This is a genomic window from Bacillus sp. JJ783 (genome assembly GCF_036963225.1).
Lineage (GTDB): Bacteria > Bacillota > Bacilli > Bacillales > Bacillaceae_G > Bacillus_A > Bacillus_A cereus_U.
This window is the reverse complement of sequence record NZ_JBALMG010000054.1, coordinates 48,383-66,921: the sequence shown is the minus strand read 5'-3', so window position 1 is coordinate 66,921 and position 18,539 is coordinate 48,383. Positions and strand designations below refer to the sequence as shown.

Here is an 18,539-nt window from a genome sequence, read left to right as displayed (position 1 = left end):
TTTTAGTATAAACAGCCAATGAAATACTATTCTGATAAGGCGAAATAGGGAGACAATAAAAATAGATATGGTTCTATGAAGAAGAACCATATCTATTTTTATGCTGATTTTTTTTGTTTAATGACTGGAACAGAGCGGTTTAAAACACTATTTACGATCATTCCTAACATTATAATAATCATCCCAATCAGTGACAGACCACTAGGGAATGAGCCATTTAAGAAAATAATCTCACCAAGCACAGTAAAGACCATCGTTCCAGCTTGTGTTGCTTCAACAGCTCCAAGTAAAGCAAGATTGTCTTTTGCTAAGTCGGTAGCAAAGAAAAATGTCATCGTCGCAATAACTCCGGAACATAATGCTAACAAAAACCCTTGAAGCATTTGACTTGACGATGGAATACCAGTAGTGGAAAATCCATATATAGCAAGTAGAATTGTAATAGGGAGACTTCCGATTGCCATTCCTAATACACGTTGGAATGTATCAAGACGCCCGCCAACAAGTTCCATCATTTTTCGGTTACCGAACGGATATAAGAAAGCTGCTAATACGACAGGTAAAAATCCCGAGATGAACTGAGTCATTGTAATATGACCTGCTGCAGTCGCTTGCATACAAATTACACCAAGTAAAATAAATAATGCTACATATAAACTGCGAAGTGGAATTTTTCCACGTACAAGTTTTGTACCTGATTTCGTTTCTATTTTAACGAAAAATAATGGTGATAGTAGTAAACCTGCTAATATCGTAACTTGCCAAGTTCCAGCAACGAGCCAAGCTGGAGAAAAAACAGCTGCGAAACTTAATAAAGAATAGAAGCCGATGCCAGCGACCGAGCCCCACCCGATCCATACAAATGGATGTTTTTTTAATTCTTCCCATAAAACGCCTAAGTTTTTGCGAAATAAAACGATAAGGAATAAAATAGGGAGAGCAAATAGAAAACGGAAGGAAGCAGTCCAAGCCCAGCTTGTTCCAGATACATTCATTGCTCTGTTAATAATAAAGGTTGCAGAAAAAAAGGCCGATGATAAAAGACCTAGTAATATTGCGCGCATGAAGTATGGCACTCCTTTCGGGATTGAGCATTTATGTATAGTATAATATACTTAAAGAGAATAAAAGTAAACTATTTTATATTTTAAGGTGGTTTTTATATATGAAAGAAAATGAAGATATGCAAACAAAAGAAGTAATTCAGCAAGTAGGTCAGTTATTAAGACAAATTCGAAATGAACAAAAATTAAGTTTAGAAGATTTAGCCCAAAAGACAGGTGTTAGTAAATTAACGCTAGGAAAGATCGAAAGAGGTGAAACGAATCCAACATTAGCTGTCATTTGGAAAATTACGAAAGGGTTATCAATCCCTTTATCGAGATTGATGGTTGTTGGAGAGCCTGTAGCTGTTGCGCGCTGCGGAGAAGGCTTTGCAGTAGATGTAGGACAAGCGTGGCACTTAGAAACAATGTTCCGGTATACGAAAGAAACGGGGATGGAAATGCACCGAGCTTGTTTAAGAGCGGATAGTATATATGAACCTGAAGCTCATCATGAAGGAGCAATTGAGCTTGTAACAGTAATGAAAGGGAAAGTTTCTATTCAAGTGGAGAACGATGTGTACCTGCTAAATGAGTTTGATTCCATTCAATTTGAAGCGAATAAGAAACATAGTTATAAAAATGAAGAGGATGAAGTGGCGGTATTACATTTAACGATGAAATATTCTTCATGAAAAAACGCCTATAGAAAAGATTCTATAGGCGTTTTTTCAATTTGTATGTTCTGCTTAAGTATAGTGAAAGGAGTATTGCTAATCAGGATAATATTAGTAAGAACGTGGCATGAGTAATAAACAAATGAGATAAACTAAAAAACCCGTTCCAAAACATAAAATAGCAATGACCCAAATAATACGAATGAGAGTAGAACTAATATCAAAATATTCTCCTAAACCACCGCATATACCAAATAACATTTTGTCAGTTTCGGATTTATATAACCTCTTCGACATATTATGATCCTCTCCTTTTCATATCACCGCTGTTATGTATGAGTGATACAGTGTACTTTTATTCTATATGGAAATTTATGAGAAGACCATTAGGTTATATTACATTTTTTTGTGAAGGGACAATATAGCGTATTAATTGTCTTAATTTTCAGTCGGTATTAAAATGAAAATGAGGGTGTGACGTATTTTCTATTATAAGGTGGGGAAATAGTAATGACATTGTATTGGTTGACTAATGTAAAGCTTGAAACAGGTTATACATATGAAGAAGCGAAAATTTCACAAACGGAAACTGAGATATGCAGTCTTCTTATTGAAGATGGAAGAATTAAAAGAATTATATCGGGAATCGCCCAAGAGGAAGGAACGTTAACTTTTGATGCTAATCGTTTATTAGTTTTACCAGCTTTTGAAGAGATGCATATTCATATTGATAAAACATATTATAGTGGGCCTTGGAAAGCTTGTATGCCAGCAGAAAATATTTTTACACGTTTTAACGAAGAAAAAACGATTTTACCAAAGCAATTAGCAACTGCTCAAGACAGGGCGGAAAATATGCTAGAGTTATTGCTTCGAAATGGCGCAACAAATATTAGAACGCATTGTAATGTGGATCCGGTTATTGGACTTCGTAATTTAGAGGCGACGTTAGCGGCTTTAGAAACATATAAAGATCGGTTGTCTGGTAGAATAGTTGCTTTTCCGCAACATGGATTATTGCGCAGTAATTCTATGCAACTTGTGAAGGATGCGATGCGTATGGGCGCACAATTAGTTGGCGGAGTGGACCCAGCTACAGTAGATAATGATATTGAAAAATCATTACATACGATTATGGACATTGCGGTAGAGTTTAATGCGGATGTTGATATTCATTTGCACGATGCGAATAATCTTGGAACGTTTACAATGAAGAGATTGGCAAGTCTAACGGAAGAAGCAGGATGGCAAGGTCGTGTAACAATTAGTCATGCGCTTGGACTTGGTGGCGTTACTGATAAAGAAGCTGAAGAAGTGGCAGAAAGACTAGCAGCATTAAAGATTGATATCACTTCAACCGTTCCAATCGGTAAACAAGTAATCCCAATTCCGTTACTAGATAAAAAAGGTGTTAAAGTTTCATTAGGAAATGATAGTATTACAGATCATTGGTCTCCGTTCGGCACAGGTGATATGCTTCAAAAGGTAAATCGATTGGCAGAACGATTTGGTTGGAGTGATGAAAGGTCTTTAGGGAAAGCTCTTCGTTTTATTACTGGAGGGAAAGCTACGCTAAACGATGAAGGCAAGAGATTATGGCCAAATGTAGGAGATGAGGCAAGTTTTGTCTTGACGAATGCAACATGCGCCGCGGAAGCAGTGGCTCGTCAAACAGAGAAGAGTGTAGTTATGTATAAAGGGAATGTTGTTATAGGGGATTTAGATCAAGTGAAATCTGATAATCTTGTATAGAGGAATCGTTTAGATGTTTTTAGAAGGGTTCTAATTGTGAAAATAGAACTCTTCTTTTGTATTCCGTAGAAACAGGATAACGCTATACTTCCTTATAGGAAAGCTAGAAGGGATGAAAAGTTTGGACAATCAACATAATCAAAATCATATTATGGGAACTTTGCAATGGTTTATTTTTTTATTAGCGAACTCAATCGCGCTACCAATTGTCGTTGGCGGATTATTTCATCTTACGATGGAAGAAGTATTTTATTTAATGCAGCGTACGTTTTTCGTAGTTGGTATATCTTCTTTTTTACAAGGATGGATTGGACATAAACTTCCGATTGCTGATGGACCAGCTGGATCTTGGGTTGGTGTATTTACCGTACTAGCTTATGCAACTGTAGGGCAAGATCAATTACATAGTACGTTGCAAATTTTAGAATTAGGGATGATGGTTGCGGGAGTTATTTTAATAGGATTAGGGCTAACTGGTTTTATAGAACGTATTTTATTTTTATTTACGCCGCTCGTGACAGGGACGTTCTTGCTTCTATTATGTTTGCAATTAAGTGGTGTGTTTTTAAAAGGGATGTTAGGAATTACAGCTACTGTTTCTCAAATCGATGGATTTACAGCGTTGATCGCTTTTGGCATCTTTTTGTTCGTGGTCATACTCTCCAATTTTGGAAAAGGTTTTGTTAAAAGTTATGCGGTTTTAATAGGACTAATTAGTGGGTGGATTATTTTTTTGATTGCAGGAAAAGTGACGATTCCATCTCAAGTAACTCATTTTGTGCAACTTCCACATATATTTGCTTGGGGACTTCCAAAATGGAATACAGGTATGGCTGTATCCAGTTTCGTTATGGTATGTATTTTAGTTTCAAATACAGTGGCAGCTATTATAGCGATTAATCAAGCTACCATTCATAAAGCGGCTATTGAACAAAAACAGTTGAAGGATGGTACGTGGATCGGAGGGATTTCGCATATAATTTCCTCCGTATTTTCAACTGTAGGTGTCGTTCCATTACCAGCAACGGCAGGTTTCATACGTTTAACAAATCAAAAGTACATGCGTTCATTCTTATTTGCATGTGTACTATTAGTCGTTATGTCGCTATTTCCAAGTATTATCCGCTACTTAGCCTCTCTGCCATCCGCGGTCGCATCTGCGGTATTAATGGCCTCGTTCGTGCAGCTTATTGGGATTGGATTTCATAATATAAAACAAGTGCCACTTAGCGAACGGAATGTAACGATCTTAGGAGTTGCGGTATTGTTTGGCTGCGGCATTATGTTTTTACCGTCTGGAGCACTTCAATCATTGCCTTCTGTTATGCAATATATATTTGGTAATGGTTTGTTTGTAGGTACTGTTGTAAGTATATTGCTGGAACAAATATGGCGTACTGGAAAATAAGTGGATAAAAAGAGTGTGCGCACTGTATAAAAGTCTAAAATAACATAAGAAATAAAGCCCATTTTCATTCACCACCTGCACATTTCGTTCATACAATATCTTGACTAAATAAACACCCAACTTACACATATACAGCTCTGGCTTAAGCAAGGAGGGTTATACCAGTTGAAGGAAAAAGCGTATCAATCTAAACCGTTACTCACAAAGAGAGAAAGAGAAGTATTTGAATTACTCGTTCAAGATAAAACGACGAAGGAAATTGCAGGTGAACTTTTTATAAGTGAAAAAACAGTACGCAACCACATCTCAAACGCAATGCAAAAGCTAGGGGTTAAAGGACGTTCACAAGCAGTTGTTGAGCTTCTTCGCATGGGAGAGCTCGAACTATAATAGAAGAAGCCGACTTTTATATAAGGAGTCGGCTATTTTTCTGTTTATATTTTGAAGTGAACCATTGAAGTGGAAAAGGTTCTTGAACTTAAAAAGCAGGTATTTCAGATTTGGAGATAGAAGATATGTTTGAAGGAAGAACCCTTTATTGCGTGGTTTGGTAAAAACTTATCTGACGGTACATATTTAGAGTTGGATAAACCATCAGGTACAGTGATGGAAACATATAATGATTTCGGTAAAATGCTCGGAAAGCGTTAAAAATAACTATTTTATAACGTGATAAGGTATTCAAGATAGATATCTTTATCATTCATGAATAAGAAGGTGCAAATATGAAATTGTATTTTAAGGATATGGAGATAGGCGAAATTAAAGATGTTTTTGGAGAAATGCCATGGATGTATGGAACAATTCGTTTATACGAGAATAGTAAACCATTTCAAAACTATTTTCGCGAGATGGTAGATGAAGAGAGTACGTTTGATGTTGAAAGCATAGACCGTGAATTTCTAGATGACGAAAATTGGTCCGTTTTTGATGAGGGTGAGCGACGATATTTAGGGATTAATATTCCTGCTATTCATATGGAAGATGCAACGATTGCGTGGCGTTGGAGATAAGAACTATAGCATGCGCAAGTAGTAGGTGAGCTTCTTGGCATGCTCAAACGATAAGAAAAATAGCCGACTCTTATACAAGGAGTCGGCTATTTTTCTGTTTGTTTCATGCTATATATGATTGTAGCTTTAATTTCAGCTCACTTTTTCTTGTTAATTGGAGTGTCTTCTTTTCAGAAAAAGATAGCACGATGAAGAAAGTATGAATGAAGATATTAATATAGAAGGTCGGTTATTTTTCTGTCTTGCAAATTATGAAAAAAAGGAGCAAAATAAAAAAAGGTCCTGGTCTATACAGGTACAAATGAAAAATTTTATACAGGGGCATTTTAAGTTAGCGAACTTAAAGTGTGTAAAATATACTGATAAACATAAAGTGAAACTTTAATCAGTGGGGGGGGTGTTCATCCCCCACTGATTATTAGTTGAACCAATCGGGAGTTTTACTGCCCGTTAACGCGGGATAAAATAAGATGATGAATGAGAAAACGGGTGATTAAGTTGAATAGAGCGATCGGTGTTATTGATTCAGGAGTGGGCGGTTTAACAGTAGCGAAGGAATTAATTCGTCAGTTGCCGAAAGAGCGTATTATATATTTAGGAGATACAGCACGTTGCCCTTATGGTCCGCGTTCTCGTGAAGAAGTGCGTCAATTTACGTGGGAAATGACGGAGCATTTATTAGATTTAAATATCAAAATGTTAGTTATTGCGTGTAATACAGCAACTGCGGTTGTATTAGAAGAAATGCAGAAACAATTACCAATTCCAGTAGTTGGAGTTATTCATCCAGGATCACGTACAGCTTTAAAAGTGACAAATACGTATCATGTTGGGATTATTGGAACGATTGGAACAGTAAAAAGTGGTGCCTATGAAGAGGCGCTAAAGTCTATTAATAACCGTGTTATGGTAGAAAGTTTAGCTTGTCCACCTTTCGTTGAGCTTGTAGAGAGTGGGAATTTCGAAAGTGAAATGGCGTATGAAGTTGTAAGAGAAACGTTGCAACCGTTGAAAAGTACTGACATTGATACACTTATTTTAGGGTGTACACATTATCCGATTTTAGGTCCTGTTATTAAAAAGGTAATGGGGGATCAAGTACAATTAATTAGTTCGGGTGATGAAACAGCGCGTGAGGTAAGCACGATTTTATACCATAGTAAGATGTTAAATGAGGGAGAAGAACAAAGTGATCATCTCTTCTTAACGACTGGTAAAATAGGTCTGTTCAAAGAAATTGCATCAAAGTGGTTCGGTCAGCCGATTGAAAATGTGAAGCATATTAATTTAGAAACAGAATAATAGTAGACTCATATAAGAGAACTCCTGAGAAATCAGGGGTTTTTTCTGTGTAAGTGGCTATAGCCTGTTCTAAAATATGAAACAGCTCGTATACATAATAGTACAAACTTAGATTTTAGGGGGGAATGGCATGCCTAAATCCACTTTTAAATGGGTTGTTGGTGCTACTGTGAGTGCGATTTTATTATCAGGGTGTGGCTTGTTAAATCAAGAGAAAGCGACAGAACAAATTGATCCGCCAAAAAAAGTTACGTATACAGAAGGTGAAAAGAAAGAAACAGCTAAAAAAGATAAACAAGGGCAAACAATAAATAGAGAGTTATACCTCGTTGATAAAAATGGATATGTCGTACCGCAAACTATTGCAATGCCTACTCCGAAAGTAAATGAAGTTGTACAGCAAACGTTAGAGTATCTTGTGAAAGATGGACCAGTCACAAATTTATTGCCGAATGGATTTCGAGCAGTCCTTCCAGCAAATACAACGATGACCTTAAATTTGAAAAAGGGCGGGACAGCAGTAATTGATTTCTCTAAAGAAATGAAAAATTATTCAAAAGAAGAAGAGCGTCAAATTATTGAATCAGTAGCGTGGACTTTGACTCAATTTACAGAAATAAAACAAGTGCAGTTCCAAATAAATGGTGAAAAGTTAGCGAAGATGCCTGTTGCGGGTACACCGCTTGGTGAAGGTGTAAGTCGTGCGAATGGAATTAACTTTGATGATGAACAAGTAGCAGATGTAACGAATACAAAACCGGTTACACTTTACTTTATGGCACAAAATAATAATAAGCAGCAATATTACGTACCGGTAACAAGACGCGTTGCAGAAGGAAAAGAAAATGATTACTCGGCAATTGTGAATGAGCTTGTAAAAGGTCCGATTCACGGTTCGTTACTAAATGATTTTAATCCGGGAGTTAAGCTTATTACGAATCCGAAAGTGGAGAACGGAAATGTTACATTAAACTTTAATGAAAATATATTTGTGAACCAAGACAAAAGTATGATTTCAAATTACGTATTGAAATCGTTGGTCTTATCTTTAACGGAAAAACAAGGTGTGAAAAATGTTTCTATTGAAGTGAATGGGAAAGCGAACCTTACGGACGAGAAAGGTGAAAAGTTAATAAAACCTGTCAATCGTCCACAAAACGTAAATACAGGTAGTTTTTAATCGTGAATAATTTGATATACTTATGTAAGAAAGGGGAATTGCTTTTTGAGTTCCCCTTCTTTTATTGTTATACATATCGTACATTTAAATTTGGCTATACTAATGAGAGTATTTATGAGGGGGTTATTTTTATGCGAGTAGATGGTAGAGGACAAGCAGAGCTACGCCATATACATATTCATACAAATTATTTAAAACATCCAGAGGGATCGGTACTAATTGAAGTTGGGGATACAAAGGTAATTTGTTCAGCGACAATTGAAGAGCGTGTACCGCCGTTTATGCGTGGAGAAGGAAAAGGCTGGGTAACAGCAGAATACTCAATGATTCCACGTGCGACAGGGCAACGTACAATCAGGGAGTCAAGTAAAGGGAAAGTAACAGGGCGTACAATGGAAATCCAGCGTTTAATTGGACGAGCATTACGTGCGGTTGTTGATTTAGAAGCGCTTGGCGAAAGAACTGTTTGGATTGACTGTGATGTAATTCAAGCGGATGGCGGAACGAGAACAGCTTCTATTACAGGTGCTTATGTAGCGATGGTATTAGCTTTTGAAAAATTATTGCAAGCAGACAAAGTATCTAAAATTCCGGTGAAAGATTATTTAGCCGCAACGTCAGTAGGTATTGTTGAAGAACAAGGTGTTGTTTTAGATTTAAATTATGCTGAAGATTCTAAAGCAGACGTTGATATGAACGTTATTATGACTGGAAAAGGTCAGTTTGTTGAAATACAAGGAACTGGAGAAGAAGCGACGTTTAGCAGAGCTGAATTAAATGAATTACTTGATGCTGCTGAACAAGGGATTTTCCAACTTGTTGAAAAGCAAAAAGAAGCATTAGGTGACATCGTATCTCATATAGAGTAGAGGTGGAAAATATGAAGCAAGTTGTTGTAGCGACGAAAAATCTTGGGAAAGTACGTGAGTTTGCTGAGTTATTTGAGAGATTTGACTTAGAAGTGAAATCTTTACACGATTTTCCTCATATTGAAGAAGTCGAAGAAACTGGTGAAACATTTGAAGAAAACGCAATTTTAAAAGCGGACAGTCTTAGTAGACAGTTGAATTCCATCGTAATTGCGGATGACTCTGGTCTTATTGTAGATGCCCTAAACGGGAAACCAGGTGTATATTCAGCTCGTTTTGCTGGAGAGCCGAAAGATGATCAGGCGAATATAGATAAGGTGTTACAAGGGTTAACCGACGTCGATTTAGAAAAACGTACAGCTCGTTTTTACTGTGCGCTAGCAGTTGCTTTCCCTGAAGCTGATAAAGAGCCGGTTATTGTAAACGGAACGTGCGAAGGAAAAATCTTAGAACAGCGCCGCGGGGAAAATGGTTTCGGATACGATCCGATTTTTTATGTAGAAGAATATAAAAAAGCGATGGCGGAGCTAAGCTCAGATGAGAAAAATACGATTAGTCACCGCGGGCGTGCTCTTCGTAAATTAGAAGAAAAAATCCCAGAATGGTTTTTAGAAGAATAAGGGAGAGAGATTGATGAAAGCTTTAATCGTAAGCGATAGTCATAGCTCTGTGAAGGAATTACAGCAGTTAAAAGAGAAGTACGAAGGGAAAGTAGATGTCATGATTCATTGTGGTGATTCAGAGCTAACGCCTGCTCACGAAGAGCTGCAAGGTTTCCATGTTGTAAAAGGGAATTGTGATTATGCTAACTTTCAAGGTGAAATTGTAACTGATGTAGATGGAATTCGTTTCTTAGTTGTACACGGTCATCGTCATAATGTGAAAATGACGTTACAAACGTTAGCGTATCATGCAGAAGAAGTAGGAGCGCAAGTAGCATGCTTTGGACATTCTCATGTATTAGGGGCAGAATTAATTGATGGGATTTTATTTATTAATCCAGGAAGTATTTTGCTCCCGCGCTCTCGTGTGGAAAAAACTTTCGCTTTATTAGAAATGGATGAAAATCATATAGAAGTTCGTTTTGAAACATTAGACGGACAGCTGGTGGAACAAGCAATTTTTAAAAGAGGATAAGAAAAATTATCCTCTTTTAAAAAAGTATTGACTTTATAAGTAGTTATGAATATAATAAATATTGTCGATAGGGCAACGGCGCTAACGATGAAAAATAAAATAACATATGCGGGTGTAGTTTAGTGGTAAAACAAGAGCCTTCCAAGCTCTGGTCGAGAGTTCGATTCTCTTCACCCGCTCCATGTCCCAGTAGCTCAGCCGGATAGAGCATACGCCTTCTAAGCGTACGGTCGGGAGTTCGAATCTCTCCTGGGACGCTAAGAAAACCTTGTTATCTTTTGATAACAAGGTTTTTTGTTTGTTTTAAATTAGTTATTAATAAACTTTTCAAAGACAAAACCATAATCTTTCACGTTATATTGTTTCTTCGTATCAACAAGCCAGTTAAAGGCGATATCGTTCATTTCTTTAAACTGTTCTGCTAAATTTACTTGTGCATTTGAAATACGGCTGAAAGCGTTAGATGCCATATCTAAACTTTTATGTGCATACTGCAATGTAATGTCGTTGTCGTATGAAATTTCTTCGATTTTAAGAAGAGCCTTATATAAATCTTTTAATTCTTCAATATGTTTTTTATGAACATCAATTGAGTAATGCTCATCTCCCATTTGAAATTTAATTTCTACATCTAAATCAATCGTTCCTGCAGTTTCGAGTGCGACGTTTTTAATTTGATATTTACTATAGCTAAAGCGGCGTAATGTACGTTTTTTGCTTGTGGCACTTGTACCATCTAGATGAATTAATCCTTTGTTTGTGAAACAATATTCATCCGATTTTGATTTAATAAGAAAGTAAATTTTCTCCCCATCTTCATGCATCACGTAATCATCAGCATCAACCTTATCATAATCTTTTGGTGTAATGACAGAACCTACATCGCTTAATCCTAAAACATCAGCAGCCATTTTTTTGAACATATATAATCCCCCTTATAAAATAAATTCTTAATTGTACAAAAATATAATATCATGATTTTAATAAATTGTTTTCTTGTAATCCGAAAATATTTGAAGGTAAGTTAAGAAAAGTAACGAATATTATTTTGAAAATATGTAAAAAGGTGTTGAGTAAAAGTGCACCATCATACAAAAACAAAAGGAGATTTAGCAGTTTTAAAAGCTCAAGTTGACTTGTATGAAAAAGGATATATGATTTTAACACCACAAACAGAACATTCTCCATTTGATCTTGTAGTGTACAAAGATGGATTGTTTAAGAGGGTGCAAGTTAAATATAGAGAATTGAATCCACGTGGGATACTTGAAGTAAGATTCCGCTCTAGTTATTCTACGGCAAATGGAGTCGCCACAAAAGAAGTGAATAAAGAAGAAATAGATGTGTATTGCATATATTGTCCTCAAACTGATCTATGTTATTATTTCGATCCTAAATCATTTAATAAATCCATTAGTTTAAGAGTGGATTCTCCGAAAAATCAGCAAGAGAAAAAAGTTAATTTTGCAAATGATTATAGAGAAATTCCGTGAATTCGCTTCTAGTTACATGAGGTGTTTTTTTATTTGTTTTGAAATCTTACAATTCTGTAAGGTAAGTGTAAGGAAGTTCGATGGTAACAAATTACTAATCCTATATAATGAAGATAACAACGATACATGAGGAGGAAGAGATGATGAAAGGGTTAATCGTAACGGGTTTAACAGTAGCTTTTGGGTTTGTGGCGTATGAAAAATTAACATATGTAATTGATGTTGTAAAACATTTAGTAGCGTAGAAAAAACTGCCATGAGAGGGAAAGGGAATGAGTGAATGAATGGAATGGTTATTTGGAATTATAGGTACTTGTAGTGTAGTTTTATTGTTCTTTGTCCCGAGTGGTATACTTAGTTCGACAACAAGTTTGTTCTTTTTAAGTTTGTTTGCTTGTACGATGCTTATTATTATGTTTTTGATGAAGCGAAGTAAACCGATCTTCTATTTTAGCATGATTGTTATGGCAATTATTTTTCTCCAAATTATTACCCTTGTTATATACCCCACAATTATAAAAGCTTTCCATTAATGATGAATCCTCTGCTTCTGTTGCTGAGGGTTTTTGTTTGTGAAAAATGAATTTCATTTAAAAGTTTGTTGCTTTTTTGTTACAAAAATAGAATATTCCTATATTTCAAATAAATAATTTTGGAATGTTGTGTTCTCATTACGCATTTGATATATTTACTTTGAAGATCATTAAAACCTAGAAAAAGAGGCGGACGTATGGATAAAAAAGAAAATACGGTCGTATTGTTTCCGCAACTATCAGAACGCTATATTGATAAAGGTTTTTTAGCGTTGAAAGAGCGGGAATTCGAAGATGCATTGCGCTGCTTTGAAATATTACGTCAGTATAATGCAGAAACGGAACAAACAGAATTAGCTTCAGTTATTTGTTTGCTAGAATTAAAACGTATGGAAGAAGCGAAAGAAAAATGTGAGCAGTTGCTTGAAACAGGAGCTGTATTATTTGGTGATATTCTTGAAACGTATGTAACTATTTTAGTTCAAACAAATGATTATGAAGGTGTCATCGAAACTGTTGAGGAAGTTTTGCAAACGAAAGATATAATTCCTGAGCAAAAGGAAAAATTGGCGCAGCTTGCTTTGTTTGCGCAAGGGATGCTGAATGAAGAAGATATACCGCTAGTGGATTCGAATTTTGAATTAGAAGAATTTACCGAGGGGCTTTTTGGAGAAAACTTTGGTCAAAAGCTAAGAGTGATTCAGAAACTTTCGTTAAAAGACCTGGATCTCGCACTTCCTACTTTAAAGAAATTTTTAATAGACGAAGATCAGCACCCTTATTTAAAAACTTCTATTTTGTATAAAATGGTAGAAAATCAAATAGAAGAAGAGATAGAAGTAGAGAAGTTTGGAAATACGATAAAGGTGATTCCAGCATTTACGGGTCATAATGAGGAGCAATCCGATAAAATTATACATAAATTCTCAAACCGATTAGAGCAAAATTATCCAGATATATTTGATGCGATGGTTACATACTGGAAAGAATTACAAATTAGCATTTTCCCATTCCCTCTATTAATGGACAAAGTAGAAATTTGGGCTGCCGTCTTAGAGAGAATTGGAAGAAAGCGTTTCGGATTGGCTATTGATGAAGAAGAACTTATGACAGCATACAATATTGAGTTTGAGGAATTCCATATTGCCTATCAATGGTTACTGCGCATTGAAAGAGAAGGGTATTTGCCCGTATAATTATGAAAAAGAATCGTTCAGTTATTGAAACGAGCACATTCTATGTTATAATGTAAGGGTTGCAAAAGGCAGAAATCTGCCTGTTTGTAAGAGAAGAGGAGTATAATTCTCTTACTTAATATGTTTCATATTAGTCTCGAACAAAATATACCGTAGTTGTCTTTTAGGCAATTAGTAGATTGGAACATTGTATCTGAAAGCTTTTGCTAGAGGATTATTTGTACATTTGTTATTTCAAAAAAGAGATAATAAAAATCTTAATCTATAGAGGTATGTGCATACATTATTATAGTTGGAGGGAAAGAATAAATGTCTACAAAATGGGAAAAATTAGAAGGTAACGTTGGCGTTTTAACAATCGAAGTTGATGCTAAAGAAGTAAATAACTCTATCGACGCTGCATTCAAAAAAGTAGTAAAAACAATTAATGTACCAGGTTTCCGTAAAGGAAAAATGCCTCGTCCATTATTCGAACAACGCTTTGGTATTGAATCTTTATACCAAGATGCTTTAGATATCATCTTACCAAAAGCATACGGTGAAGCAATCGATGAAGCTGGTATCTTCCCAGTTGCTCATCCAGAGATTGACATCGAGAAATTCGAAAAAGGCCAAAACTTAATTTTCACTGCAAAAGTTACTGTAAAACCTGAAGTTAAATTAGGTGATTACAAAGGTTTAGCAGTAGAAAAAGTTGAAACAACTGTAACTGACGAGGATGTAGAGAACGAAGTAAAAGCTTTACAAGAGCGTCAAGCTGAACTAGTTGTTAAAGAAGAAGGAACTGTTGCAGATGGTGATACAGCTGTAATCGACTTCGAAGGTTTCGTTGATGGCGAAGCATTTGAAGGCGGAAAAGGCGAAAACTATTCTCTTGCAATCGGTTCTGGTACTTTCATCCCAGGTTTCGAAGAGCAAGTAATTGGTCTTAAATCTGGTGATTCTAAAGAAGTTGAAGTATCATTCCCAGAAGAGTACCATGCTGCTGAATTAGCTGGTAAACCAGCAACATTCAAAGTAACAATTCACGAAATCAAAACAAAAGAACTTCCTGAGTTAAACGACGAGTTCGCTAAAGATGCTGACGAAGAAGTTGCAACTCTTGATGAATTAAAAACAAAACTTCGTACAAACTTAGAAGAAGGCAAAAAGCACGAAGCTGAGCACAAAGTACGTGACGAAGTAGTAGAATTAGCTGCTGCTAACGCTGAAATCGACATTCCAGAAGCTATGATCGACACTGAGTTAGATCGTATGGTTCGTGAATTCGAGCAACGTTTAAGCCAACAAGGTATGAACCTTGAGCTTTACTACCAATTCACAGGTACTGACGCTGACAAATTAAAAGAGCAAATGAAAGAGGATGCACAAAAACGTGTAAGAATCAATCTTGTTCTTGAAGCTATCATTGAAGCTGAAAACATCGAAGTTACTGAAGAAGAAGTAACTGCAGAAGTTGAAAAAATGGCTGAAATGTACGGTATGCCAGTAGACGCTATCAAGCAAGCTCTTGGAAGCGTAGACGCTTTATCTGAAGATCTTAAAGTGCGTAAAGCTGTAGACTTCTTAGTAGACAACGCTGCATAATAAAATAACAAGGCGCGATTTTAATCGTGCCTTGTTTTATAAATATAGAAATATATTTATAAAACTTTTCGATGAAGAAGGAAAAGTTCCTTTGTAAGTCGAATATACATATTTCAAAAGTTTTAAAATTTTTTTGTTTGTACATAACTAGTCATATTATTTGTATTTCTCGCCACGTAGTGACATAATATGTATTTACATACGATACATTTATCGTGTACATACGAAGGCAAGAGGTTAGCACTTTGTAAGGGGTGTGAAAATATGTTTAAATTTAATGATGAAAAAGGTCAATTAAAATGTTCTTTCTGTGGTAAAACACAAACGCAAGTTCGAAAGCTAGTTGCAGGTCCAGGTGTTTACATTTGTGACGAGTGTATCGAGCTTTGTACTGAAATTGTACAAGAGGAGCTTGCGAAGGACGAAGAAGTAGAATTCAAAGATGTACCGAAACCGGTAGAAATTCGTGAAATCTTAGATGAGTATGTCATCGGACAAGATAACGCGAAAAAAGCACTAGCGGTAGCGGTATATAACCATTACAAACGCATTAATTCTAACAGCAAAATTGATGATGTAGAATTGGCGAAGAGTAATATTTCACTTATTGGGCCAACTGGTAGTGGTAAAACATTATTGGCACAAACATTAGCGCGTATTTTAAATGTTCCATTTGCGATCGCGGACGCAACATCTTTAACAGAAGCTGGATATGTAGGGGAAGATGTAGAAAACATCTTACTAAAATTAATCCAAGCAGCTGATTATGATGTAGAGAAAGCGGAAAAAGGAATCATTTATATTGATGAGATTGATAAAGTGGCACGTAAGTCCGAAAATCCATCAATTACACGTGATGTATCTGGTGAAGGCGTACAGCAGGCACTTCTGAAAATTTTAGAAGGTACTGTAGCAAGCGTTCCACCTCAAGGTGGTCGTAAGCACCCGCATCAAGAGTTTATTCAAATTGATACAACGAACATCCTATTCATTTGTGGTGGAGCGTTTGATGGCATCGAGCCTATTATTAAACGTCGCCTTGGTGAGAAAGTAATTGGATTTGGTGCTGAGAAGAAAAATGCTGATGTAAATGAGAAGCATGTTTTATCTCACGTTTTACCAGAGGATCTTTTAAGATTCGGTTTAATTCCGGAGTTTATCGGTCGTCTTCCAGTTATTGCGAACCTAGAGCCGCTTGATGAAGATGCTCTTGTAGATATTTTAACTAAACCGAAAAATGCACTTGTTAAGCAATTCCAAAAACTATTGGAGCTTGACGATGTTGAGTTAGAGTTTGAAGAAGGTGCACTAGTTGAGATTGCGAAAAAAGCAATTGAACGTAAAACAGGTGCTCGTGGACTTCGTTCTATTATTGAAGGCTTGATGCTTGATGTAATGTTCGAACTGCCATCTCGCAAAGATATCGAGAAGTGTATTCTTACGAAAGAAACAGTAGCTGATAATGAACCGCCGAAATTGGTGTTACAAGACGGCACTGTACTTGATACAAAAACATCTGCATAATGCGAAGAAGAAACAGCAATTTTTATAATTGCTGTTTTTCTTTATGTTTAGCACTATTCCTCCCAGGAAATACTAAAAGGTAAAACATAGCGGGAGGAAATGAATTATGAGCTGGACAAATATATTTTTACTTGTTCAACTTGTTTTTGGCGTAATTGTCGGATTGTATTTTTGGCACTTACTTCGAAATCAGCGAACACAAAAAGTTTCAATTGATCGAGAATCGAAAAAAGAATTAGAGCAGCTTCGTAAAATGCGTGAGGTTTCTTTAACAGAGCCACTTGCGGAAAAGGTACGCCCTACATCCTTTATAGATATTGTAGGGCAAGAAGACGGGATTAAGTCGTTAAAAGCGGCTCTTTGTGGTCCTAATCCGCAACATGTGATCATATACGGTCCGCCAGGTGTTGGAAAGACAGCGGCAGCACGCCTTGTATTAGAAGAAGCGAAACGAAATCCGAAATCTCCATTTCGTACAAATGCAACATTTATCGAACTTGATGCAACGACAGCTAGGTTTGATGAGCGTGGTATTGCGGATCCATTAATTGGTTCAGTGCATGACCCGATTTATCAAGGAGCAGGTGCAATGGGGCAAGCGGGTATTCCGCAACCGAAAAAAGGGGCTGTAACAGATGCGCATGGTGGTATTTTGTTCATTGATGAGATTGGTGAATTACATCCAATTCAAATGAATAAAATGCTAAAGGTGTTAGAAGATCGGAAAGTATTTTTGGAAAGTGCGTACTATAGTGAAGAAAATTCGATGATTCCAACGTATATACATGATATTTTTCAAAAAGGTTTACCTGCAGATTTTCGCTTAGTTGGTGCAACGACGCGTTCACCAGAGGAAATTCCTCCTGCAATTAGGTCGCGTTGTTTAGAAGTGTTCTTCCGTGAGTTAGATACAGAAGAAATTCAAAAAGTAGCGAAAAATGCAGCTGACAAAGTGGAGATGCAAGTAGGTGAGAACGGTATCGAAATGATTGGAATGTATGCAAGAAATGGACGAGAAGCAATTAATCTCGTGCAAATTTCTGCTGGTATGGCGATAAATGAAGAACGACCTTTCATTAAAGATGAAGATATTGAGTGGGTTGTTCATTCTAGTCAGCTTACACCAAAGTACGAAAAACGTATTTATCCAATTCCGAGAATCGGTCTTGTGAACGGGCTTGCTGTATATGGGCCGAATACAGGTACGTTATTAGAAATTGAGGTAACAGCTATTCCTGCGAAAGATAAAGGGTCAGTAAATGTCACTGGAATTGTAGAAGAGGAAAGTATTGGTAGCCAAACGAAATCGATTCGCCGTAAAAGTATGGCGAAAGGTTCTGTTGATAATGTGTTAACAGTCCTTCGTTCTCTAGATGTGTTGCCAGAAGGGTATGATATACATATTAATTTTCCTGGTGGTATCCCGATTGATGGTCCTTCAGCAGGTATTGCTATGGCAACAGGTGTCTATTCAGCAGTGCATCGTACGTATGTGAATAATGAAGTAGCGATGACAGGTGAAATAAGTATCCACGGAGAAGTGAAGCCTATTGGTGGTGTGTACGCAAAAATAAAAGCTGCGAAAAAAGCGGGAGCTAAGAAAGTCATCATTCCGGCTGAAAACATGCAACCATTTTTGTATACAATAAAGGGAATTGAGATCATTCCTGTTCGCAAATTAAAAGAAGTATTTGAATTAACATTTATGCAGGAAAATATGCATCGTGAGCTTGATGCACATACTGCTTTGGACGAAACAGATGCGCAATCAATGTGAGAATATACAATAATAAAAATTTGCCAGACTTCGTTTAAGTTTGTATGC

19 protein-coding genes, 2 tRNA genes and 1 pseudogene are annotated in these 18,539 nt (G+C 36.5%); 19 read left to right on the top strand and 3 right to left on the bottom strand.

Going from position 1 to position 18,539, the window contains the following annotated elements; translation table 11 throughout:
- Positions 1 to 98 precede the first annotated feature (98 nt).
- Positions 99 to 1,064 carry a DMT family transporter gene (locus V7038_RS11925; protein ID WP_002160322.1) on the bottom strand — a complete coding sequence of 322 codons (966 nt, stop codon included), beginning with the start codon at positions 1,062 to 1,064 and terminating at the stop codon, positions 99 to 101.
- 101 nt (positions 1,065 to 1,165) lie between these two features.
- On the opposite strand from V7038_RS11925, the gene V7038_RS11920 reads away from it, so the two are divergent.
- Positions 1,166 to 1,738: a helix-turn-helix domain-containing protein gene (locus V7038_RS11920; protein WP_071151569.1), complete on the top strand. Its 573-nt coding sequence runs from the start codon at positions 1,166 to 1,168 to the stop codon at positions 1,736 to 1,738.
- A 93-nt stretch (positions 1,739 to 1,831) separates the two neighbouring features.
- Here V7038_RS11920 and V7038_RS11915 read toward each other — a convergent pair whose 3' ends face one another.
- Positions 1,832 to 2,017, bottom strand: coding sequence for a PspC domain-containing protein (locus tag V7038_RS11915; protein ID WP_002112091.1), 186 nt, complete (start codon positions 2,015 to 2,017; stop codon positions 1,832 to 1,834).
- A 213-nt stretch (positions 2,018 to 2,230) separates the two neighbouring features.
- On the opposite strand from V7038_RS11915, the gene V7038_RS11910 reads away from it, so the two are divergent.
- From V7038_RS11910 to V7038_RS11855, 12 genes and pseudogenes are all read left to right on the top strand, one after another.
- Positions 2,231 to 3,472, top strand: coding sequence for an amidohydrolase family protein (locus tag V7038_RS11910; protein ID WP_070129032.1), 1,242 nt, complete (start codon positions 2,231 to 2,233; stop codon positions 3,470 to 3,472).
- A 112-nt stretch (positions 3,473 to 3,584) separates the two neighbouring features.
- Entirely contained in the window at positions 3,585 to 4,880 is a 1,296-nt protein-coding gene (locus V7038_RS11905; RefSeq protein ID WP_070139984.1) for a purine/pyrimidine permease, read from the top strand.
- A 165-nt stretch (positions 4,881 to 5,045) separates the two neighbouring features.
- Complete coding sequence (gene gerE / locus V7038_RS11900; protein WP_000659484.1) at positions 5,046 to 5,270, top strand: spore germination transcription factor GerE; 225 nt, start codon at positions 5,046 to 5,048, stop codon at positions 5,268 to 5,270.
- Positions 5,271 to 5,417: 147 nt separating this feature from the next.
- Positions 5,418 to 5,548 (top strand): annotated as a pseudogene (locus tag V7038_RS11895) (YrhA family protein); the annotation flags it as partial.
- Between the two features lie 57 nt (positions 5,549 to 5,605).
- Positions 5,606 to 5,893, top strand: a complete 288-nt coding sequence (locus tag V7038_RS11890) for a hypothetical protein (RefSeq protein ID WP_070146924.1) — start codon at positions 5,606 to 5,608, stop codon at positions 5,891 to 5,893.
- A gap of 489 nt (positions 5,894 to 6,382) precedes the next feature.
- Positions 6,383 to 7,195, top strand: coding sequence for a glutamate racemase (gene racE, locus V7038_RS11885; RefSeq protein WP_002015338.1), 813 nt, complete (start codon positions 6,383 to 6,385; stop codon positions 7,193 to 7,195).
- 130 nt (positions 7,196 to 7,325) lie between these two features.
- Positions 7,326 to 8,375 (top strand): GerMN domain-containing protein, encoded by a 1,050-nt coding sequence (locus V7038_RS11880; RefSeq protein WP_002112085.1) that lies wholly within the window; start codon positions 7,326 to 7,328, stop codon positions 8,373 to 8,375.
- Between the two features lie 131 nt (positions 8,376 to 8,506).
- On the top strand, positions 8,507 to 9,244 hold the full coding sequence (rph, locus tag V7038_RS11875; RefSeq protein WP_002112084.1) for a ribonuclease PH: 738 nt from the start codon (positions 8,507 to 8,509) through the stop codon (positions 9,242 to 9,244).
- Positions 9,245 to 9,255: 11 nt separating this feature from the next.
- Positions 9,256 to 9,864, top strand: coding sequence for an XTP/dITP diphosphatase (locus tag V7038_RS11870; RefSeq protein ID WP_002112083.1), 609 nt, complete (start codon positions 9,256 to 9,258; stop codon positions 9,862 to 9,864).
- A 13-nt stretch (positions 9,865 to 9,877) separates the two neighbouring features.
- On the top strand, positions 9,878 to 10,381 hold the full coding sequence (locus V7038_RS11865) for a metallophosphoesterase (RefSeq protein WP_002112081.1): 504 nt from the start codon (positions 9,878 to 9,880) through the stop codon (positions 10,379 to 10,381).
- Positions 10,382 to 10,489: 108 nt separating this feature from the next.
- A tRNA-Gly gene (locus V7038_RS11860) sits at positions 10,490 to 10,563 on the top strand.
- 1 nt (position 10,564) lies between these two features.
- Positions 10,565 to 10,638, top strand: a tRNA-Arg gene (locus V7038_RS11855).
- A gap of 51 nt (positions 10,639 to 10,689) precedes the next feature.
- Here V7038_RS11855 and V7038_RS11850 read toward each other — a convergent pair.
- Positions 10,690 to 11,304, bottom strand: a complete 615-nt coding sequence (locus V7038_RS11850) for a PH domain-containing protein (RefSeq protein WP_002112079.1) — start codon at positions 11,302 to 11,304, stop codon at positions 10,690 to 10,692.
- A gap of 156 nt (positions 11,305 to 11,460) precedes the next feature.
- Here V7038_RS11850 and V7038_RS11845 point away from each other — a divergent pair, with 156 nt between their 5' ends.
- The 6 genes from V7038_RS11845 to lonB all read left to right on the top strand — a co-directional run bounded on the left by V7038_RS11845 (position 11,461) and on the right by lonB (position 18,491).
- Complete coding sequence (locus tag V7038_RS11845; protein ID WP_335470320.1) at positions 11,461 to 11,874, top strand: group I intron-associated PD-(D/E)XK endonuclease; 414 nt, start codon at positions 11,461 to 11,463, stop codon at positions 11,872 to 11,874.
- A gap of 284 nt (positions 11,875 to 12,158) precedes the next feature.
- Positions 12,159 to 12,407 (top strand): hypothetical protein, encoded by a 249-nt coding sequence (locus V7038_RS11840; RefSeq protein WP_002112074.1) that lies wholly within the window; start codon positions 12,159 to 12,161, stop codon positions 12,405 to 12,407.
- Between the two features lie 197 nt (positions 12,408 to 12,604).
- Positions 12,605 to 13,603: a hypothetical protein gene (locus V7038_RS11835; protein ID WP_002199251.1), complete on the top strand. Its 999-nt coding sequence runs from the start codon at positions 12,605 to 12,607 to the stop codon at positions 13,601 to 13,603.
- 309 nt (positions 13,604 to 13,912) lie between these two features.
- Positions 13,913 to 15,190, top strand: coding sequence for a trigger factor (tig, locus tag V7038_RS11830; RefSeq protein ID WP_002112071.1), 1,278 nt, complete (start codon positions 13,913 to 13,915; stop codon positions 15,188 to 15,190).
- 264 nt (positions 15,191 to 15,454) lie between these two features.
- Positions 15,455 to 16,714: an ATP-dependent protease ATP-binding subunit ClpX gene (gene clpX / locus V7038_RS11825; RefSeq protein ID WP_000472285.1), complete on the top strand. Its 1,260-nt coding sequence runs from the start codon at positions 15,455 to 15,457 to the stop codon at positions 16,712 to 16,714.
- A gap of 106 nt (positions 16,715 to 16,820) precedes the next feature.
- Entirely contained in the window at positions 16,821 to 18,491 is a 1,671-nt protein-coding gene (gene lonB, locus V7038_RS11820) for an ATP-dependent protease LonB (RefSeq protein WP_002112070.1), read from the top strand.
- The last annotated feature ends 48 nt before the right edge of the window (positions 18,492 to 18,539 follow it).

Coding starts and splice junctions, on each gene's coding strand:
- V7038_RS11925 (WP_002160322.1), bottom strand. CDS start 1,064: ATGCGCGCAATATTACTAGGTCTTTTATCATCGGCCTTTTTTTCTGCA.
- V7038_RS11920 (WP_071151569.1), top strand. CDS start 1,166: ATGAAAGAAAATGAAGATATGCAAACAAAAGAAGTAATTCAGCAAGTA.
- V7038_RS11915 (WP_002112091.1), bottom strand. CDS start 2,017: ATGTCGAAGAGGTTATATAAATCCGAAACTGACAAAATGTTATTTGGT.
- V7038_RS11910 (WP_070129032.1), top strand. CDS start 2,231: ATGACATTGTATTGGTTGACTAATGTAAAGCTTGAAACAGGTTATACA.
- V7038_RS11905 (WP_070139984.1), top strand. CDS start 3,585: ATGAAAAGTTTGGACAATCAACATAATCAAAATCATATTATGGGAACT.
- V7038_RS11890 (WP_070146924.1), top strand. CDS start 5,606: ATGAAATTGTATTTTAAGGATATGGAGATAGGCGAAATTAAAGATGTT.
- V7038_RS11880 (WP_002112085.1), top strand. CDS start 7,326: ATGCCTAAATCCACTTTTAAATGGGTTGTTGGTGCTACTGTGAGTGCG.
- rph (WP_002112084.1), top strand. CDS start 8,507: ATGCGAGTAGATGGTAGAGGACAAGCAGAGCTACGCCATATACATATT.
- V7038_RS11870 (WP_002112083.1), top strand. CDS start 9,256: ATGAAGCAAGTTGTTGTAGCGACGAAAAATCTTGGGAAAGTACGTGAG.
- V7038_RS11865 (WP_002112081.1), top strand. CDS start 9,878: ATGAAAGCTTTAATCGTAAGCGATAGTCATAGCTCTGTGAAGGAATTA.
- V7038_RS11850 (WP_002112079.1), bottom strand. CDS start 11,304: ATGTTCAAAAAAATGGCTGCTGATGTTTTAGGATTAAGCGATGTAGGT.
- V7038_RS11840 (WP_002112074.1), top strand. CDS start 12,159: ATGGAATGGTTATTTGGAATTATAGGTACTTGTAGTGTAGTTTTATTG.
- V7038_RS11835 (WP_002199251.1), top strand. CDS start 12,605: ATGGATAAAAAAGAAAATACGGTCGTATTGTTTCCGCAACTATCAGAA.
- tig (WP_002112071.1), top strand. CDS start 13,913: ATGTCTACAAAATGGGAAAAATTAGAAGGTAACGTTGGCGTTTTAACA.
- clpX (WP_000472285.1), top strand. CDS start 15,455: ATGTTTAAATTTAATGATGAAAAAGGTCAATTAAAATGTTCTTTCTGT.
- lonB (WP_002112070.1), top strand. CDS start 16,821: ATGAGCTGGACAAATATATTTTTACTTGTTCAACTTGTTTTTGGCGTA.